The sequence below is a fragment of the Pontibacter russatus genome, from assembly GCF_009931655.1.
Lineage (GTDB): Bacteria > Bacteroidota > Bacteroidia > Cytophagales > Hymenobacteraceae > Pontibacter > Pontibacter russatus.
Window position 1 is genome coordinate 425502 of sequence record NZ_CP047984.1, and the last position, 20232, is coordinate 445733.

Consider the following 20232-nt stretch of genomic DNA (forward strand, 5'->3'; position numbering starts at 1 on the left):
GCAATACAAATGGCTGATGACCTGAAAAACAGTAAAGTGATCCGCAAGGATGACCCGGATTTTCCTGCCTATCTCCACTTCGACAAACTCCGAAGCGAGGGGATTGAGCACCTGGGAAATCTGGCTGGCCATATATGGACGGACCACAATGTACACGATCCGGGCATCACCATCCTGGAAGTACTTTGCTACGCCCTGCTCGACCTCGGTTACCGCACCAACTTACCCGAAACGGACCTGCTTACCCGAAACCCGGAGGACAAGGCCAAAGACAGCAATTTCTTTACCCCGGCGCAGATACTGGCGTGCAACCCGCTGACAATACTGGATTACCGCAAGCTGCTCATCGACCTGGAAGGGGTTCGCAATGCCTGGCTCGTCCCCGCAACCGACCTTGAGGATTTCTGTCGCCCCCCGCGCCACACGCCAAACGAAGACTTTATACCCGACGAGCGGTGTGCGTGCGGGGAGTTCCTGAACGGGCTCTACCATGTGTACCTCGACCTGGAGAACACGCCGGCAGGGGAAAAAGCACAGGCGTTTGAGGAAGCCACCTTAGCACGCGTTAAGAAGGCCCTGATGGCACACCGCAACCTCTGCGAGGACTTCGTGGACATCTACGTCCTTTGCAAGCTCCCGATGGGGGTATGTGCGGACATCGAGCTGGAAGAAAAGGCAGAAGCAGTCAGCGTATATATAGCCGTTGCCGAAGCGCTGCGAAATTACTTTACCCCCTCTCCCCGCTTCTATACCCTGCAGCAACTGCTGGACAAACAAAAACCCATTGAAGAAATTTTTGCTGGCCGCCCCTACAATCTCCTCCAAAGCCACGGGTTCGTGGACACAGAAGAACTCGGGCAAATACAACTGAAAAGAGAAATACACCTGTCAGATGTATATGACATCATTTTGAGTGTACCGGGCGTCAAATCAGTCCGGAACCTCGCCTTGCGCCTGTGCGAAGACGGCAGCAAACTCTCCTGCTGGAAATTCAAAATCAGGGAAAATCATATACCGGAGTTTTCTGCGGCGTGCTCGGGGTTTCGGTTTACCAGAAACGGCATGCCGCTGTCTTTTGACTCCAGGAAGCACGAGGGGGTGCTCCAGCTTACCTTCAGCCACAGCGGCAAAGTTTTATATCAATCTCCATCCCCCTACCTGGACGGGGAGATACCCAAGGGACTTTACCGTAATGACCTAGCCCACTACTATTCCATCCAGAATGATTTTCCGAGGGTATATGGGATTGAGGAAGGCGGTTTGTCCGACGATGCACCCAATCTACGCAAAGCGCAGGCCCTGCAGTTGAAAGGCTATCTGCTGTTTTTCGACCAGCTGCTGGCCAACTACCTCACCCAGCTCAGCAGCATCCGGTCACTCTTCGCGCTTTCCTCTCCGGAGGCAGAAGGCGAACAGCACACTTACTTTATGAACCAGTTGTCCACGGTGCCTGAGTTGCAGAAGCTGCTGCGCTTCCAGGCAGGGACAACGGGCAGTGCCGGTACGCTGGGAACCGAAGGAAGCACACTGGCCTTTCCGGTAGACAAACAAGCACTGCTGAAGCTCCGTGAAAAGGGCGAGCTGAATTGCCTGGATATAGCCAACATCGGCTACTGCGAAAAACCTGATGAAACCGGCAGCAGCCTGGCCATATATACCTACTCCTCCCTGTCGGAGCAGGCCACGGCAGTACACCAGTTGCAAATGGACATTTACAACGAGGCCGTTACTTGTGCATATATAGCCAAAAACGAGAACTGCTTCTTCTATTATATGACCAGCTCGTCAAGCGATATCGCGCTGCTCAGCAGGAAACACTTCAAGACCCTGGCCGAGGCAAAGCTGCAGGCCATTTCCCTAAAGTACATCGGCACCTTTGACGAAAACTACCGCTCCTTCCCGGACGGCTCCGGCAACTTCTCTTTCGACATAGAACTCAATCTCGACTCCTTCCCAAAATACCTGCAACTGCTGACTGAGGACAGGGATTTGTACCTGCAACGCCGGCAGGATTTTCTGCATCATCTGCTGGCCCGTTTTGCCGAGCAGTTCTCCGATTACGCCCTGCTGTCTTTCGGGGCATTCAGCAGCCAGCAGTCTATAAATGAGTCAAAGATCAAAGCCACCGAAAATTTTCTGACACACTACGATGACCTGAGCAGTAACCGCGGCAAAGCCTATGACTACTTCAGAGACGAGTGGAACAATGACAACATCTCCGGCTTCGAGAAAAAGGTAAAAGCGCTTTCCGGCATCGAAAACTGGAAGAGACACAGCCTCTGCAACTTCGATGTCTATCAATATGAAGAGCAGTATGAGGTGATTCTGCGAATTGCTGGTCAGGAATTCTTCACCCTGGAGGAGAAATTTGAAACACCCGCAGCGGCACAGGAAGCAGCACAGGCCCTTTTTCTGCGGTTATCCAATAAAGAAAACTACCAGGTAAAGCAACTGCCGTACGGGCGGGCGTATGGAATTTCGCTCGTGCAAGATGACCGGACGATTGCCACCTTCCGGGAAAGTTACCCATCCGGTGAGAAGGCACAAGACGTGTTGAAACGCCTGCAGCAGTTGTTTTCTGCAGGCCCGGCAACAGTACAGGACGTATATATAAGCCACTACATCTACTACCTGCAGTTACTGGACTACAAGGGAAATGTGGTGCGAAACTCGGCCGCAAATTACAACAGCCTCGAGAAAGCACGGCAGGCAGCGGAGCAATTACGTGAGCAGATAAATGACCTTGCACGCTGGCAGAATGAAAACGTGCCCGCGAAGGCCATCGGCACGCTGTACCGCGACCCGCATAAAACTGTTCCGGCACAGTTCATAGACGTTGATGCCTTTAAGCTGGATATCAACAACACCATCGTCGGAAAGCCGGATAAATTCACCTATGACCTGCTTGATGCCGGCAACCGGTTCAAATTCAACCCGGTGCCGGAGTTTGACACGGAGGAGCAGGCGAAAGCGCATGCACTGCACCTGCTGGCCTGGATGTCGAGTGCGGGGCACTATCAGATCAGGTATGAGGTCATCACCCAGCAATTCAGGCTCTACCTCACTGTGGAGGAGCAAGACCAGGGCGTTTGCGCCTCCGGCTTTGGCAGCGAAGACCAAGCCCGGCATCTGCAGAACGAAATCCTTTATATTATATATGAGCATTTATATATCCTGGCTCTTCAGGAACTGCCCAGCAAGTGGAAGTACCGGTATGAAACTGGCTTATCGGACGCGACACGCCATGTTTTTGAGAGCATAAAGGGATATAACACGCCAGAGGAAGCCGCAGATGCCGCAGTCGCTTTTAGGCTGGCCGCGCCGGGTTTAGCTTTGAACGAATACAAGGACGAGCTCCGGTTAGAGGCGGGAGCCAAAAGCAGGGAGTTCTCTTCTGTGAAGCTTGCACTTGCCGGGAAAGCAGGCGCCTCAACTGTCAAAAGCGACATCGAAGCCTGGCAACAGGTGCAGGCAGCGGTTCAGCGCCTGCAAGCGCATACTGCCCCCGAAGCCTTTGAGAGCAGTGTCACGACCGACCGGCGTAGCAAAGAGGGCCTGTATGTTTATCGGGTGATCGATAAAGACAACGTGCTGGCTTTCTACAGCGAGTCTTTTGGCAACAAGGCTTTCGCTGCCGACCACCGGAAAGAACTGGCGAAAATTAAATGCGATGATTATCACTACCTCGATATATGTCTGGGTGGCGACATGATCAGGGAGCGGAGAGACGAAAAGAATTGCCTCTGGTACCACTACCAGATCAGGAGCCGCAACCGCTTTTCGCAAGCAGGGGAAGAACTGATATTGTTTGAGAGCACGGCAGGCTACAGAAGCAGAGCAGATGCCGGGAAAGCATTCACAGAGAACTACCTCCTGATTCTGCACCAGGCTTCTGACCCCGTGAACTACGGCAAGTACATCAGCATGGAAGAGAAAAGGCTATATAGCTCCGATGCCTGCTCCCGTACCGAAAGTGTTGTTTTCATACCACAGGAAACGCTGCGCCTGGAAGAGCTGGGAGGCTATGACGAGGCTGTGGTCCGGGCTATGGTTGCCTTTGCCAACTCCTACCCCATCAGGCTGGTTGACAAGCAGTCGGATAATTTTCAAACCCTGTTTCCCTGTGAAGGGAAACAGCCTAGGAAGAATTGCCGTGAGAATGAAAAAAACTACGTTTACTACTTCCGGCTGAACGGGGTTGCCTCAGAAACTAAGGAGACTGCGCCCTCCTACTGGCAAAGCACGCGATATTACGCTACGCCAGAGGAAGCGCGGCGGCAGTTCCATTTTTTCCGGATGCTGCTTTGTTACCCCGGCAACTTCTTTGTGGACTGCGACCCTTGTGCCGATGGGACGGAGGCTTCCTACAGGATTTATCTGCGGGAAGTGCTGGCAGAAAGCACCCGCAGGTTCAGCACGGAAGCGCAAGCCTGGGGAAAAGAGGGTGTACAGCAACTGGTATGCGTTGCTCAGTCGCAGGAGGCTTTTCAGCTGTATCAGCGGAAACAGGACTGCTGCTTTACCTTTTACATCGCCTGCCCCGACACCCCCTTTTACCACCCCTGCCAGTACGATACGCCGCAGAAGCGCGACGAAGCGCTTCGCCGGCTATACCAGTACAAAGAAAACGCATGGAAGAGGGTTCAGGATGAAGAAAGTGGAGGCTATATCTTAATGGATGAACAGGGAACACCGTTTGCCCGCGTCATCAACAGAAACCAGTCGGCTGCGTGCGGGCCCTTCGTCGAGCTGCTTCAAAAAGTGGCACGGCGGCAGGTGGCCTATATACGGGAGGAGAATGGAAGCACCTATGTGCAGGACGATGATCTCGGAATAGTTGTACAGGCCCAGGAAGGATATACGCCTGAACAATGGCAAGAACAGTTAGAGGCTTTTGCCTGCTATTTCCCCGTTGTGAAAACAGCGGGGATGAAAGACGGTGCGGCTGCATATTGCATAGAAATCAAACTACCCGGCCTGAACCTTTGTGCGGAAGCAGCAGATGAGGAAATGCCCTGTGGTTGCCAGGAAAAGGATGAAAGGGAAAATCTACCCTGCTCCGTGGCCTGGAGAAGCCGCTGCTGTTTTGCTACCTGCGAGGAAGCGCTGACGGCACTGCAGGAGTTGGAACCGTTGCTCCTGCCCTACGAAAATTACCGCCCTGTATTAAGCTGCACCTGCCACGCGTTTGGGGTAAATCTGCATTATGGTTTTACAAATAGTTACCTGAAGCTGGCAAACAGGAGTTCGAGCGTGAACTTTGGCAACAGTGAGATGGTGGCTGTCAACCCACAGTGCTATGCCTGTCCGGAGCAGGCCTGTGAGGCAACGGAGCGCGCCTGGAGGCTGATACACAGCGAGGGTCTGCATGTCGTCGAGCATATCCTGTTGCGGCCCCGCTGCGAAGAAGATTGCCGATGTGATCAGTACCGCGCTTCCTGCAAGGACAAAACCCACTGTTGTTTCCCCTGGAAAGAACCGGAGACGGATCCATGTGCAGCGCAGCCGGATATTTGCCTCATCCCTGGGGCAGATCCATACTCTTTCATCGCCACCGTGGTACTGCCCGCCTGGCCAGTTCGTTTCCGGAAACCCGAAAGCCGCCAGCTAGTGGAAAGCGTACTTTACCGTGAGGCTCCTGCCCACGTACTGCTTCGGATACTTTGGCTGGCGCCGCACGATTTCTGTTGTTTCGAAAGCAAGTTCAAAAGTTGGGGCAGGTGGCTCTCCGAAAAAGAAACCTGCCTGGAGGAGTTCGCTACCTGTGACTTAATGCGGTTCCTGTTCAGCAGAAACTTTGAGTGCCTTGAGGATTGCCATATATGCCTGCCTTGTCCGGAGGAGGAGCAGCAACCCATGCCTTGCTTTGGAGAGGAGACAGCCATGCCAGACGACCCGCTAAAGTTCCAGAACCAGGTAAACGAACTCTACTGCTGGCGAAAACAATGCGAAGAAGGATATGAGTATAGCCCCTGCAACGAGACACTGCTGTATCGTGAAACGGATCATGATGCCATATCCCTTTCAGAAGAAGTAACGGCAACCCCACCCAGTGCAACAGCCCCGGTGGTGAACTTCATCCCGCCAGCACCGCGTGAACCGGCAGAACCTGGGGAAGCCAGCAATCCTGCCCCCCAGCTGCTGAAGCACCGCTATGCCACCTACCGGAAAGCTTTAAATCAATTGCCGGAAAAGCTGAGAGACCACTCTGCGGTGGCACAAGCAAAAGCTTTCCTGAAGATGGCGAAGCCGTCTCCTCACCGGGTGTCGTCTGTGTTGACGGATATCATATATGGCAAAGCGGGAAAAACGATCCCCGAAAAGCAGCGACTGGTGCTGACACAAAACGTGCTGGGCTATTACCTTGACAAGGCTTATTTCGGAAAACATGAAACGGACAACATAACCGCTATCAGCAATACACTGGAAGAAATCAGAAATGCAAAGACAGACATGATGGCTGTGTATGACTATTGGAACACAGCGGACATAAAGAGCTATATACCGGAGGCAGACCAGGAAGCAATCAAAGAAATGCTGACAGGATGAGACAATGAGAGCCAGGCAACATATAATCCGGAAGCAGACGATAGCGCTGCAGCTGAGCAAAAAGGCTGACGCTTTTGAGATGCAGCAGCTGATGCACAGCCATTACTGGCGCAGCATCGTGCCCACCCTCGAAAGGCTTTTCGATGAAGTGTGCCCGGAGGGAGAAACCTTGTGCATCGACAGCCTGGAAATTAACCTGGGTAACCTCCCGGCAAAGGAAATGCACAGCCAACAGTGGGGCGAGGCGTTGCTTTCCGGTATAGCCGCGCAGGTATATAAAAAGTTAAGCGCTGGCGCAGCCGGGCCAAAGGCTACAGTACGGCTGCAGACAAACGCCGCGAGCGCCGTCCAGCAGTGGCTATCCTATATGCGAAACGGCTACCTGCCCTGGAATGCCCTATATATAAACGATGCCTCAAAACAGCAGGTGCTGCAGGCACTTGAAAAGGATGCCGCAGGTGTAAGTCAGCTAAGAACGATGCTGCTGAAAAATGATAGGGCCGCGGACAGAGTGGCCGCGCAGCACGGGGAGGGCTTCCTGCAGCATCTCGTAGAAACCCTGACCTCAGCCCGTCACCCCAGGCTGGGCTCGCTGCTATATGAGTTGGAACTGATATGGAAGCAGTTGCGCAAATCCCATGACAGAAAATTTTTAATAAACCCGGGAAGTGGAACATCGCTTTGGAAACAGACCCTTCAGGCAGCTGCAGCCTTGCCGAATGCCGACACGAACGTGCTGAGCCAACACGTCCTGGATCGCTGTACTACTCTTTCTTCGCTAAAGACTGTGTTGCCCTCTTTAGAAGGCCTGTTACCGCACCTTTCCCCTCTGTTGGAAAAATGGGCAGCAGCCAACACTTCCTTCAAAGACGATATAACACGCCCCATCCAATTTAAACCAAAGCCAGCTGATTTTCCTGCAAACCTTCGGGAAGTACCGGACGAAGTTCTGGCAGATGAAGCGGCGGACAGCGAACGGAAACTTTTAAAAGAAGAAGGCATTTTTGTACAGCATGCCGGTCTTGTTTTGCTTCACCCCTTTCTGAGCACCTTCTTTAACCGGCTGCAACTGACGCATCAGGGCTCTTTTACAGACAGTAAAACGCAGCAAAAAGCGCTTTATCTGTTACATTACCTGGCCACCGGAGAAAAGACAGCAGAGGAATATGAGTTGGTTGTCCCCAAGGTGCTGTGCGCTTACCAACTGCAGCAGCCGGTATCAAAAAAGATAAGTTTATTGGAACATGAAACAGAGGAAGCCGATCAGCTGCTGCAGGAGGCGATACGGCAGTGGCAGGTTCTGAAAAATACTTCCCCAGCTGGCTTGCAGGAAACATTTCTGCAGCGCAGGGGCAAGCTGCTCAGCAAAAACGAAACCCTCTGCCTGCAGCTGGAGGCGGGTGCCATGGATGTGCTGCTCGATTACCTGCCCTGGAACCTGAGCATCCTGAAGCTGCCCTGGATGAAAAGTCTGCTGCATGTGGAGTGGAGATAAGCATATATAAGAATACAGAAAAGCATAGCAGAGGCCAGAGCACTGGCAGACGTAGCAGCAAAAAGTGGTACACCAGAGAAATCAGGCCGCAACATCGGAGGAAACTACTTTTCTCATTCCGCTTGCTTTTCGGAAGGACATACTACAGGCAGCTACGCATGAATTTAACACCGAAGCTTGCTGCCACCCTCGGTTATACGCTGAAAATAATGGTTAGCCAATCGGCATACGAGTAGGATGAAAGCTGATGAACAACGATTGATATCTAAAATGCAGATGCTATGGCAAAACAAGAAAATAAGGTGGAAAAAGACTTTCCCTTTCAATATGCTGCGAAATTCTTTTGTACCTCCAACATTCCGGGTACCTCTCAAACGACCGGAGCCTTCCTTCCCGGAACATATTTAACAGTGGTGAATATCCATAATCCAAACGATTATGAGGTAAAAACCCGTAAAAAGCTGGCTTCACCTGTTCAAATATCGGATTATCTATATAGCTCATTAAAAGCTGATGGAGTGGAAAGAGTTACCTGTGACCAGATAAAGGATTTTACAATCCACAGCATTCACGGGTTTGAAGGCTTCCTAATTATTGAAAGCACGCATAGCCTGGATGTGGTTGCCGTTTACACGGCCGGTCAAACAGGGGGGAATGTCGTGAGCCTGGATGTGGAAGCGATTAATGAAAGGCGGATCCTTTCTCCTCCGGATGAAACACCTTATTAATATAAAGTAACGGCAAGTCAACCACCACCGGGATATACAGACAAGTTGCAGCGGAGCCGGGATAATTTGGAAGTACTTGGATGATTAGGGGGATATATAAATGGCGTTGATTGAGTGAGCTAGGGTATGAAAACAGCCGCTGCGAAAACCGAATCAGCTACTACCGGCAGGTCAGCAGCTCCTTTCTTCCGGAAAGGAGGCAGGGACGGCCTACATGCTGCCTCCGATACGCCATTCTTCCACCACCAGCCCATACAACCCAAACTCACCATCGGCCAACCAAACGACAAGTATGAAAAAGAAGCCGATGCGATGGCCGACCAGGTGGTACGGCGGCTTACGGAAAATAATTATACTACTGAGCAAACGGTACTGAAAACTCCCCCTGCAGTACACCGCAAACCTATACTTGAGGCCATATCCTACCCGGCTATCCAGCCTATAGCAAGCCACACCGCCGTTCAGCAGAAGTGCGCTGCCTGCGAACAGGAAGATAAACTACAAAAAAAAGAAGAACCCGGGGAAGAGGAGCATTTTCAACTGAAGGCCATCGTAGGAAGCGGAATGCCTCCTAATGATGATACGGTACAGCGCGCCTGTGCCAAGTGCGGGGCCGAAGAACAGAAGCTCCACACCAAACCCGACACAAGTTCTACTCTTGGCTCCCCTGACTTGGAATCCCGCCTCCATGCGTCGAAAGGTAGCGGCTCTCCCTTGCCAGAGAGTACCCGTGCGCAAATGGAAAGTTCATTTGGAACAGACTTCTCAGGGGTCCGGGTGCATACCGACAGCGCGGCAGTACAGATGAATAAGGAGTTAAGGGCACAGGCATTTACACATGGCTCAGACATTTACTTCAATGCCGGAAAGTTTAACCCCGACCACACGAACGGTCAAAAACTCCTGGCGCATGAGTTGACACATACCGTGCAGCAAAATGGAGGAACAGGACCATCCCGACGCAAAATTCAGCTATGGCCTGATTGGGTCAGTGATGCTGCCGATTGGGTAAGCGATACGGCTTCAGATGCTGCAGGCAGCGTGGTGGAAGGTGCACAATGGGTAGGCGGTCAGGTTGAAGATGGCGCACGTTGGGTGGGCGGTAAGGTGGCAGCCGGTGCAGAATGGGCGGAGGAACAAATCAGTGCTGCCGCACGATGGATTGTTGGCCAAATCCGGCGGGCAATTGACGCTGGGAAGAACTACCTGGATGAAAAATGGGAAAGCGTTAAGGAATTTGGGCGCACTTGCTTTGATGATATAAAAAACGGATTTGGCAATTTGATCCATTTCGTCACTACCCCATTATCCAGCGTTATGTCAGCATTATCAGCGATGAATGCTGACCTCTTTGGAAGTGTGTGGGAGATGGTAAAAACAGGTGCGAATGCCTTATGGACAGGCATCAACTCTGTGATAGACGGCATAATGCAGTTCGGGAAAGGAATCTGGAATACCGTTTCGGGATTCATGAACAGCATTTTTGAGACCATAGCAGGACTTTTTGACAATGCCGCATTTGACCTGTTGCCAGATGGGATAAAAGAAGAAGTTCGTTCGGTCTTTAACACGCTGCGGTCTTTATGGAATCAGGTCTCTTCCTTCTGGACGGATCTATGGCAGCGTCTGACGAGCACTGTTACAAATATTCTGGCTGCTGTACAATCTTTTGCAGACAGGATCATCAACTTTGGTATAGGCTCCGTCATTTCGATGGTACGGAATCTAAAGGAGGTATATGACTATGTAACCAAATTCTTTGCAGACCCGCGCGCAACTATTCAGCCTTTTCTTGACACGATTGCGGAAAAACTCAACACAGAGGTTCCTCCCGGTGCAAAAGACCTCGGTGCTCGATATGCACAGGAAAATTTCACTGGTGGCTCCAACCAAACAGCTGACAATGGCAGCATCCAAAGGGCTCCCATCGATAGTGAAGATAGAACTACAGCAACCCTAACCGAAGTGGCGGAGGGAATATTGTATTACGTTGCCAGGGCATGGGCTGACCTGGATATAAAGCAGTTGCTGTGGCAAACGGTGGTCAATATGTTCTGGCCACCGGCTACAATCCGGGCTATATATGACCAGTTCAGCCAACTATGGAATGACCACTGGGCAACCACGGTTGACAGCCTTTACGCCCCACGAAATTTCTTCGATGATCCCTTAGGTTGCCTTCATGATATGTGGTCCAACTTTCTAATCTTACTGGATTTCCCCTTGGCATTATGGAGAACCTTGAACAATGTTGTGGGCCTTCTAATGGGCTATATAACCATTATCATTATACTGATAGAGGCCTTAGGTGGGGCAGCGGTTGGTGCTGCTGCAGGGGGTGTAGGAGCAATTCCGGGGTTCTTCGCAGGGGTGGCGGCAGGGCTGGCGACAGTAGCCCCTTTGGGAGAAGCGTTAATGGCTTCTTACCTCCTTGCGGAAAGTACCTCCGTTGTCGTGATCCTGGGCCGGTTGTATACAACAAGGCAAACCTGTGAGAAACGCCAGGTGGATATCTTAACTTCAGTGGCCAGCTTCATAGCAATGGCTGTTGCGTTAGCTCTTCAGCTACTAATGGCTCTTTTGGCTGAACTAGTAAGTTTGATTTCCAATTTACTAAAAGGCACACCCAAACCTGCTCCAGTTCCACAACCTCGGCCAAGTCCCCAGCCACAGCCCTTACCGCCACCGCAACCTCGGCCTGTGCCGCCACCACGGCCTGTACCACAACCTGTGCCGGTACGACCTGCACAACCTGTGCAACCCGCGCCACCCGGAGGAGGACAAGTCATACCGTTCCCACGTCGGCCAGCCACTCCTGCGAATCCGGGACGGATAGCAGCGAAATTTGAAGGGGGCCTAAATCAGACACCTCATGGGGATATAGCATCTGATGGCGAGTCAACTGCACTACCCACAATTAAACCAGATGTTAATCAAGAGCCTGCTGAAGGCATACAAACCATGCCTCTGTCTGGGGTTCATGTTTCTGAAAATGGAATTCTACAAACACAGCAAAGCTCCCGTAGGGAAAAGATTAATCCTGATGCGTGTGAACCAAAGAAAAATATATGTTATGAAAGATCAGTAACTTTTAACATTAACAGGGTCTCGATGAGCTTTATTGGCATAAACCCAACGCCTGATGATCTTCGGATTGCTGCCTGCCTCTTGAGAACAGCCACGGGCACTACGAGTCGTGCTTTTAGCTCCTTAAACGTTGCCATAGGAAAATTTTGGGTAAACAACAGCTTTGAATATATCCCTGGCGTTAATATACCAAGAGGGGATATACATTCTGAAGATATGATATTGATTGAGGCCAGAAGACGATTCGGGGAAGGCAATTACAAGCTGGCAGCACTTTTCTCAGAAAGAGTTCCCTGCCCTCGGTGTGCAGGAAATCTCAAAGGTACTCCTCTCACACCCGACTGCAAAATCTACTGTATTATTAACAATGACTATGACTGGCGGTCACTCAGAAGGAGTTATAATAAAGGCGTTTTGTTTTAATCCAATAGGCGTAACAGAGAACATATAGATAATCAGCCGCGCAGAACATCATGACACCCAATTTTATTGAAATGAATGACATAACAGCAGTCTTTTAATTTCTCACAAAACCAGAGGCATACTGTCTTGACGAATGAAACCTGTCTTTGCTAATAAGGAAGCTGCCTCCTCCACCAGGTCGTTTTCTCCTTTCTTCCGGAAAGGCAGCATGGAAAGCGTGTATGATGGTACTAACCCGCATTTTTTTAAACATCATCCGGTACAAGCCAAGTTCACTATTGGACGGCCCGGCGATAGGTATGAACAGGAGGCTGATGCCATGGCTGATAGAGTTGTGCAGAGGCTGAGTAATCCGCATACAGCACCGCCATATAGCCTTTCGGGTTCCGTACCCGGTAGCACTTCTTATGCTCAAACGAAATGTGCCGCTTGTGAAAAAGAGGAAAAACTACAGAAAAAAGAAGGGGAAGAAGATTTCCGGCGAGACAAAGGGTTGCAGCAAAAACCTTTCTTAGAAAGGATTGCTGCAGTTCCCGATGATGAAAAAAACCTCCGACGAAAGTGTGCCGCGTGCGCGCAAGCGGAGCACTTGCAAAGAAAGACGGGGCCTTCTTCCCCAGAAATCGCCTCCTCTTCTGTCGAAAGCACATTAGCAACGGCAAAAGGCGCAGGACGTCCATTGTCTGATAGCACCCGGCAGCAGATGGAGTCCTCTTTTGGCACCGGTTTCAGTGCAGTACGCATCCACACCGGCAGCACTGCTGTACAGATGAACAAGGCTCTGGGGGCACAGGCTTTTACTAATGGGAATGATATATACTTCGGTGCGGGAAAGTATGATCCCACCAGTGCTTCGGGTAAACATCTGCTGGCCCATGAACTGACCCACACCATTCAGCAGGGTAAAAATATCATACCCGCTGTTCAAAAGCAGGGTGAACCTCCCGGAAGTGCGGATCAGTCAGTGGAACAAGAGCCTGCCTGGGATCCGGAAGAGGTAATCATGAATTACCTGCAGGAATGGGAAGATGAAAAAAACGCTAAAAATGAAGAAGACAACTGGGGGCCGGTTGAGCTCTCTGATGAAGGCCCCAGTGCCTGGATAGGTTCTGGCCCGCGCGGACAAAGAAAGTACCTGTTGCTATATAGCGAATGGCAGAAATTAAGTGGTGATGAAACCTACAAAAATGGAATCGCAGCATCGTTTCTGAGAGAAGCGGAACCCGGAGAAGCATATTTAACTTCGCTAAAAGCGTCTTTGAACCAGGTTTCCACTGATGAACAAGCCACGCTGGCATATATCAATCAGCAGTTGGCATTAAGCGCTACCGCCGAAAATTTCATCGACCTGGAGCCATTCCGCTCTTTGGATGCTGCAAATGCTTTCCCAAACTTCTCCTGGCAAATAGTCATAAAGCTGATTGCCCCACCGGAAGCCCTGGATAGCCAGGTAAGCCAGGACTACACGCTGAGCAAAAAGTACTACGAATCCTATTGGGCGCAACTGGCGAATGACCTGTACACGAATGGGCTGCCGGTTTCATATATAAAATCCCTGAACCTATACAATTACAGGTTGATAAGGCCATTGTTAGTGAAGCGACTTCCTAATCTGCCCGATCAACCCTATATGCTCGAAAATTTTATAGCGCCCGGAGAAACAGGGCTATACTCCGCCATCATGAAGCATTGTGTATCCTCGTTTGCTTATTATGGCGCTTCTGCAGTAAAACTTGAGGTCCTGAATAAATGGAAAGAAGCCTCGGCTTTTCGATGGTTATCCTATGACACCAGGGCCATCAGCGATTTCCGGCAGGAGTATCCGACAGGCTTCAGTTACCTCGATCAATTTTATCGTTTTGAGCACAAAGGAGTCGCCTACTCCCTGGCGGAAATTGCCATTGCCATTCTCCTGCAGTTGGTGGGGGCTGGCGGCCAGAGTCCATATAAATTACTCGGATTTAAGAGCGCCGCGGCCCGGGATCTGGCCCCGGAATTCCTGAATCTTTTTGTTCAGCAGGCCTATCGCAATTTCGACGCCAACTTCCAACTGGCAGATGGCATGATCGCCTCGCTCTCCCCCAACGATAAGTTGCTTAAAGCGGTAAACTGGTCGCTGGAGAAAGGATTAGCCGGGCAAAGCATTAACATGCTGCTTGATAAACTCGACGAAATTCTGCTCGACATTTTAAAGGAATGGGCTAAACAAAAGGCCATTAAAAAAGGGGTTACTACCGTGCTTAATATTGTGGGGGCCTTTAACCCGCTGGGGCGGCTGGTGTCATTTGTTTATACGGCTTACGATACCTACGACGACATAGAAGACCTGACAGAAATTATCGGGCTGGTTAACTCCTTGGTGAGCATCATGGATGAGGCCAGGAATTCTAAAACAGTTATTCAGTCCCAGCGATCTGCTGCCAAACTGGCTGAAGCAACGGTCACCATCATTCCGGCAATCCTACAGATACTCGGTTCAAAGGTTCTGGACAAGATTTCTAAAGGAATAGTTAAAGACGTCGGCGGCACCTATTCCGAAGCTAAAAGGAATAAATTGTTAGATGATACCTCTCATAAAAACGACGCGACTACCCTTAAACCCGAAGAAGTGGATGCAGAAGTATTGACAGCCCTTAAATCCAAGGTTTATAAATCCAAAAACAAAGAGTATGATGCCATTATCATTCTCCCGAACGGACATCAATGGCGCCGCAACAAACAGGGAATATGGTGCCGCGCCAGTAACCGGTGTCTATTGCCTTCTACCAATTCCGAATTTATTAATGATTTAAACGGCAAAGTAGACCAATCTATCCATGAAGCAGACATCTTCGATCCGGATCAGGCTATACCGCCAGGTGTAAAACCCCGGAATGTTATGGCCGCAGACATTGGAGTAACGCTCGGTCGGGAATTTGCCATAGAAAACTTAAAATTAGAACCGATGGATTTGCCTAACCCTCTAACCAAATCAGATTTTAGTGATACCGGCTTTGATGATATTATGGCGGATGCAAATGGAAACTGGTATATTATTGAATTTAAAGGCGGCAAAAGCGAAATGGATCCCGGCACCGCCACCAGGCCGCCCCAGATGAGTTCAGGCTGGGTCCGGCATGTCATTCAAAGAATTAGAGATAAAGGGCCACAATGGAATTTTATTGCTGATCAGATCGAGGCGAAATTAAACAATGGGCAACTTTTTGGTTATGGCATATCAACCCCGCTTGATGACGCAGGCAATGTATTGCCTACAGTCATAATGCCGGACTACAACAGAATACAATTCAGATGAAACGATGACGGAGAGGCGGTAAGGCAATCTGACACAGAGACGGTTCTGCCACTTATGTCTCAAAAGGTAAGTAGTTAATAAATTTAGTCCGAAAGGCTTGCTATATTTTTCTGATCTCAGCCTTGAGATCTGCGAGTATTATATATAGCTTTGGAACATAAAAGTTGTAAGGTTGGAGGGGTATATAGCGGCGCTGAGTTAAAGCAAATATTCTCGCATCCTCGTCCTTGGAGGGCAAATAGCGCATGACATCCCTTGTTGCAATCAGAGGACTAATAAAGCGGAATAAATCAATTCTTAATATACTCTACTAACCCATATTACTTCAACACCTTTCCTTCCTTCGCATATTCATTACGGATTCCCTCCAGCAAATCAGTTTCAGTGATGGTGGACTCGCCGCGCGATATTGCCTGCAGGCAGGCATACTGCACAATGTTGGTGATATGAGCTCCAGTGAGTTCGTACTGGCTGGCAATATGGTGGAGATCCACCTGGGTGCCAGGCTTTACTTTTTCGGGGATGATGCTATGCCAAAGCCGCAGACGCTCTTCATACCTTGGTAGCGGAAAGTATATATGGGACTGGAATCGTCGGGCAAAGGAATCGTCGATGTTGCTTTTGAAATTGGTGGCCAGTATCACTAACCCTGCGTAGTTCTCTGTCCGCTGCAGTAAAAATGACACCTCCTGGTTGGCGTATTTGTCATGAGCATCGCGCACGCTGGTGCGTTTCCCGAAGAGCGCATCCGCTTCATCAAAAAACAGAATCCAGTCTTTATTCTCAGCTGTGTTGAAGAGGTGCGCGAGGTTTTTTTCTGTTTCACCTATATATTTGGAAACCACTAAAGATAAATCGATCCGGTAAACGGGCCTGCCTGTAAACTTGCCCAAAAGGGAGGCTGTGAGTGTTTTGCCGGTGCCGGGGGGGCCGTGGAAAAGTACGCGGAAGCCGGGTTTAATCTTTTTGGCCAGGCCCCAGTCCTGCAGCAGCACATCGCCATACTGCAGCCAGGTTTCCAGGTCGCGTACCTGCTGCATTGTCATTTCATTCAGCACTAAATCTTCCCAATCCTGCAGCGTCTCTAACTGTTGCGCCGGGAAGTTGATGCCAAAGCGTGGTTTAGGGCGCTGGCCTGTCAGGCACAAATCCACAAATTCCTTCGAAAGAATAATTCTCCCGCTCATGGCAGGCTCGCCCTGCGGCAGGTCTTCCAGCCACAGGACTGCTTTTCTACCGAATAAATGCTCTACACCGAAAAGCTTTTGTAATTGCACCCGCTTCTCCAGGTTACCGGCGGCGAGCAGAAAAAGGGCTGTCTCGCCGGTTGGTAAAATCCCCCTGAAGTTTTTGCCGCGCACCCCCCCTATCCTCGGAAAATCACCGGATGCGCTGAGCACCTGCTCAACGGACTGATCGATCAAATCAGGCAGTATATGAGGTGCAAGCGCTATCAATAATAAAGTAACCTCGTCCTGATTTAAGTTGTTTTCCTTTATAAAAGATGCGAGATAGGGAGAGGACTGTATCTGCTTCGGGAAGGCAGGTTCAGGCTCCGCATTATCAACTTTAAAATACCGGCCAAGCTGATACCTGATCAGTTTTTGCAAATACTGATATTCTGATGGAATATTTTTTTCCATAGGGCAAATCGACTCGCTCGGTATTTAAGACAGGTAAAATTAACCCTTATATATAGGAATCCGTTAGAAGCTGTTCTGATTGCTCCGCACGAAAGAAAATCTCAAAGGCAACAAAGGATATGTTATGACTGTGCCTTTTTGAACGGGTAGTGCTTTTAGTATTTAACGTAAAAGGAGCTACATCATCTGCATTTTTCTTCTTTCGTTTTGACTTTTATACATACTTCATCAGATAAAAATTGTTTAAGCTCGCTTGATAATCAGCGGATTGGCTCGTTCCTTATTTTATTTTCAAGCTTCATCCCGCTCATCCATATATAGTTGAGATTACTCTGGGCAGCAAGGCGAGAGAATTAACGTGCCCTCCCAAAATTATTATAGCCATTTGAGTTGGAGATTGACGTACTACAGCCCCTCTCCTATATAAATACCAGAGAAACAAGCAGTATAAAGACAAATGCCGACACCGAGATGATGGTTTCCATCACCGTCCAGGACTGCAGGGTTTCTTTCTCCGTCAGGCCCAGGTATTTTTTCACCAGCCAGAAGCCACTGTCATTTACGTGCGAGAGGATCGTGGCCCCAGCCGCGATAGCCAGGCAGATAAGGGCTTTCATGGGGTCTGATATATCCAGTTCCACAATAATGGGAGCCATCATACCGGCGGACGTAATCATCGCCACCGTGGCTGAGCCCTGTATGATCCGGATGATCACGGCCAGTATATAGGCCATGAAAAGCGGCGCTACGTTATAGGTGATGAACAGCTGCGCCAGCGCCTCCCCTGCCCCGCTGTCCACCAGTATCTGCTTGTACATGCCGCCGGCTCCCGTTATCAGGATAATAAGGCCGGCAGGCGTCAGGGCTTTATCCGAGAACTCCAGGAGCTGTTTGGCATTGTGTCCTTTCCTGATGCCCAGGAAGTAGGCGGCCACCAGCGTGGCGATGGTGAGCGCCGCAAAAGGGTGCCCTAAAAACTGAAACAGGCTGACCCAGTAATTTTCAGCAGACAACTCTCCCATGCCCACTACCATGTCGAGGGTGGTGGCAACCAGGATCAGGAAAAGCGGCAGAATGATGATGAACAGAATCATCAGGAAATCGCTCCGGCTCGACAAGACTTTCTCTTCGTTGAACTCCACGAAATCCGGCGGCCCCACCTTAATCTTTCTGCTGATGTACCTTCCGAAAACAGGTCCTGCCAAAGCTGCTGCGGGCAATCCCACCACTATTCCCAGGCCGATCATCCAGCCCAGCGGGGCATTCAGGATCTCAGCCACAGCCACGGGGCCGGGTGTCGGGGGAATGAAGGAATGCGTCACGGCCATCCCGGCCAGCAGCGGCATGGCAAAGTGCAGGAGCGAGCGGCCCGACCTCTTAGCCAGCGCATACACAATCGGGACGAGGATGATAAACCCCACATCCAGGAACACCGGTATCGAAACAATAAAGCCTGTGAGCATCAGGGCCCAGTCGGTTCTCCGTTCGCCAAAGGCGCTGATAATGTGCTGCGCCAGAATTTCGGCGCCCCCGGAAACTTCCAGCAGTTTCCCCAGAATGGCCCCCAGCCCCACCACAATCGCGATGAATCCCAGTATGTTGCCCATCCCTTCCTGTAGGCTCTCGATCAACTCCATGAAAGGCATGCCTGCCGCCAGGCCCACAAATGTACTGGCCAGCAGCAGCGCCACAAAAGCGTGTATCTTCAGGCGCATGACCAGCACCAGCAGCAGCACGATGGATGAAACGGTGATCAGTAAGAGGTAAGTGGTCTCGCTCATCATGTTACCATTCCGCTATGCTGCCGTCGGGGTGCCGCCACACCGGATTTCTCCAGTTGTGGCCGACTTTCGCCATTTCCCTGACATGCGCCTCGTTTACTTCGATGCCAAGCCCCGGGCCTTCCGGTATCTGCACGTAGCCTTCCCGGTAGGCAAAAACGTTGGGGTCTACGATATAGTCAAGCAGGTCGCTGCCCTGGTTGTAATGGATGCCCAGGCTCTGCTCCTGGATAAAGGCATTGTGGCAGGTGGCGTCTACCTGCAGGCAGGCGGCCAGGGCGATGGGCCCCAACGGACAGTGCGGCGCCACCGCCACATCAAAGGCCTCTGCCATCGAAAAGATTTTCTTGCACTCGGTGATGCCGCCGGCATGCGACAGATCGGGTTGGATGATGTCGACGTAACCCTCCTTCAGCAAGGTTTTGAACTGCCACTTCGAGAACATCCGTTCGCCGGTGGCAATCGGAATGGCCACATGGTTGGCTATCTCCCGAAGCGCCTCGTTGTTCTCCGGCAATACCGCTTCCTCAATAAACATGGGGCGGAAAGGCTCCAGCGCCTTCGCCAGTATTTTGGCCATCGGCTTGTGTACGCGGCCATGGAAATCAATGCCAATCCCGACTCCCGGCCCCACCGCCTCCCGTACGGCAGCGATGCGAGCCACGGCATGGTCAATCTTGTCATAAGAGTCCACGTACTGCAGTTCCTCAGTGGCATTCATTTTAAGGGCAGTGAAGCCTTTGGCAACCATGTCTTTCGCCGCAACGCCCACGTCTGCCGGGCGATCCCCCCCTATCCAGGAGTAGACTTTCATCGTGTCCCGGGCTTTGCCCCCGAGCAGTTGGTATATAGGCGCACCAAAGAATTTTCCTTTTATATCCCACAACGCCTGGTCTATCCCGGCAATCGCACTCATCAGAATAGGGCCGCCCCGGTAAAAGCCTGCCCTGTACATCACGTTCCAATGGTCCTCAATGTGCATGGGGTCCTTCCCCACCAGGTATTCCATCAGCTCATCCACGGCCGCTTTTACAGTAGCTGCTTTTCCCTCAATCACAGGCTCGCCCCAGCCGGTTATCCCCTCATCCGTCTCAATCTTCAAAAACAACCAGCGCGGCGGCACCTGAAACAATTCGTAGTTTACAATTCTCATCCGATAGTTTTATCTCATTAAAATATAGGCGAAATAAGCTTTGTCATGTGTTTTCACCAACAACTTACCGGTGAAAAC

Annotated in this window: 8 protein-coding genes; 5 read left to right on the top strand and 3 right to left on the bottom strand. The window is 50.7% G+C overall.

Annotated elements, in window-relative coordinates:
- The first annotated feature begins 9 nt into the window (after nucleotides 1–9).
- From GSQ62_RS01795 to GSQ62_RS01815, 5 genes are all read left to right on the top strand, one after another.
- Nucleotides 10–6549 carry a hypothetical protein gene (locus GSQ62_RS01795; RefSeq protein WP_161887921.1) on the top strand — a complete coding sequence of 2180 codons (6540 nt, stop codon included), beginning with the start codon at nucleotides 10–12 and terminating at the stop codon, nucleotides 6547–6549.
- 4 nt (nucleotides 6550–6553) lie between these two features.
- Nucleotides 6554–8044 (top strand): contractile injection system tape measure protein, encoded by a 1491-nt coding sequence (locus tag GSQ62_RS01800; protein ID WP_161887922.1) that lies wholly within the window; start codon nucleotides 6554–6556, stop codon nucleotides 8042–8044.
- A gap of 281 nt (nucleotides 8045–8325) precedes the next feature.
- Nucleotides 8326–8772, top strand: coding sequence for a hypothetical protein (locus GSQ62_RS01805; protein WP_161887923.1), 447 nt, complete (start codon nucleotides 8326–8328; stop codon nucleotides 8770–8772).
- 126 nt (nucleotides 8773–8898) lie between these two features.
- On the top strand, nucleotides 8899–12282 hold the full coding sequence (locus GSQ62_RS20600; protein WP_237586897.1) for an eCIS core domain-containing protein: 3384 nt from the start codon (nucleotides 8899–8901) through the stop codon (nucleotides 12280–12282).
- A 133-nt stretch (nucleotides 12283–12415) separates the two neighbouring features.
- Nucleotides 12416–15577 (top strand): eCIS core domain-containing protein, encoded by a 3162-nt coding sequence (locus GSQ62_RS01815; RefSeq protein WP_161887924.1) that lies wholly within the window; start codon nucleotides 12416–12418, stop codon nucleotides 15575–15577.
- A gap of 320 nt (nucleotides 15578–15897) precedes the next feature.
- Here GSQ62_RS01815 and GSQ62_RS01820 read toward each other — a convergent pair whose 3' ends face one another.
- The 3 genes from GSQ62_RS01820 to dgoD all read right to left on the bottom strand — a co-directional run bounded on the left by GSQ62_RS01820 (nucleotide 15898) and on the right by dgoD (nucleotide 20154).
- Entirely contained in the window at nucleotides 15898–17001 is a 1104-nt protein-coding gene (locus tag GSQ62_RS01820; RefSeq protein ID WP_237586899.1) for an ATP-binding protein, read from the bottom strand.
- 638 nt (nucleotides 17002–17639) lie between these two features.
- On the bottom strand, nucleotides 17640–19004 hold the full coding sequence (locus tag GSQ62_RS01825) for a GntP family permease (protein WP_237586901.1): 1365 nt from the start codon (nucleotides 19002–19004) through the stop codon (nucleotides 17640–17642).
- Between the two features lies 1 nt (nucleotide 19005).
- On the bottom strand, nucleotides 19006–20154 hold the full coding sequence (gene dgoD, locus GSQ62_RS01830; protein WP_161887926.1) for a galactonate dehydratase: 1149 nt from the start codon (nucleotides 20152–20154) through the stop codon (nucleotides 19006–19008).
- Nucleotides 20155–20232: the final 78 nt, after the last annotated feature.

Coding starts and splice junctions, on each gene's coding strand:
- GSQ62_RS01795 (WP_161887921.1), top strand. CDS start 10: ATGGCTGATGACCTGAAAAACAGTAAAGTGATCCGCAAGGATGACCCG.
- GSQ62_RS01800 (WP_161887922.1), top strand. CDS start 6,554: ATGAGAGCCAGGCAACATATAATCCGGAAGCAGACGATAGCGCTGCAG.
- GSQ62_RS01805 (WP_161887923.1), top strand. CDS start 8,326: ATGGCAAAACAAGAAAATAAGGTGGAAAAAGACTTTCCCTTTCAATAT.
- GSQ62_RS20600 (WP_237586897.1), top strand. CDS start 8,899: ATGAAAACAGCCGCTGCGAAAACCGAATCAGCTACTACCGGCAGGTCA.
- GSQ62_RS01815 (WP_161887924.1), top strand. CDS start 12,416: ATGAAACCTGTCTTTGCTAATAAGGAAGCTGCCTCCTCCACCAGGTCG.
- GSQ62_RS01825 (WP_237586901.1), bottom strand. CDS start 19,004: ATGATGAGCGAGACCACTTACCTCTTACTGATCACCGTTTCATCCATC.
- dgoD (WP_161887926.1), bottom strand. CDS start 20,154: ATGAGAATTGTAAACTACGAATTGTTTCAGGTGCCGCCGCGCTGGTTG.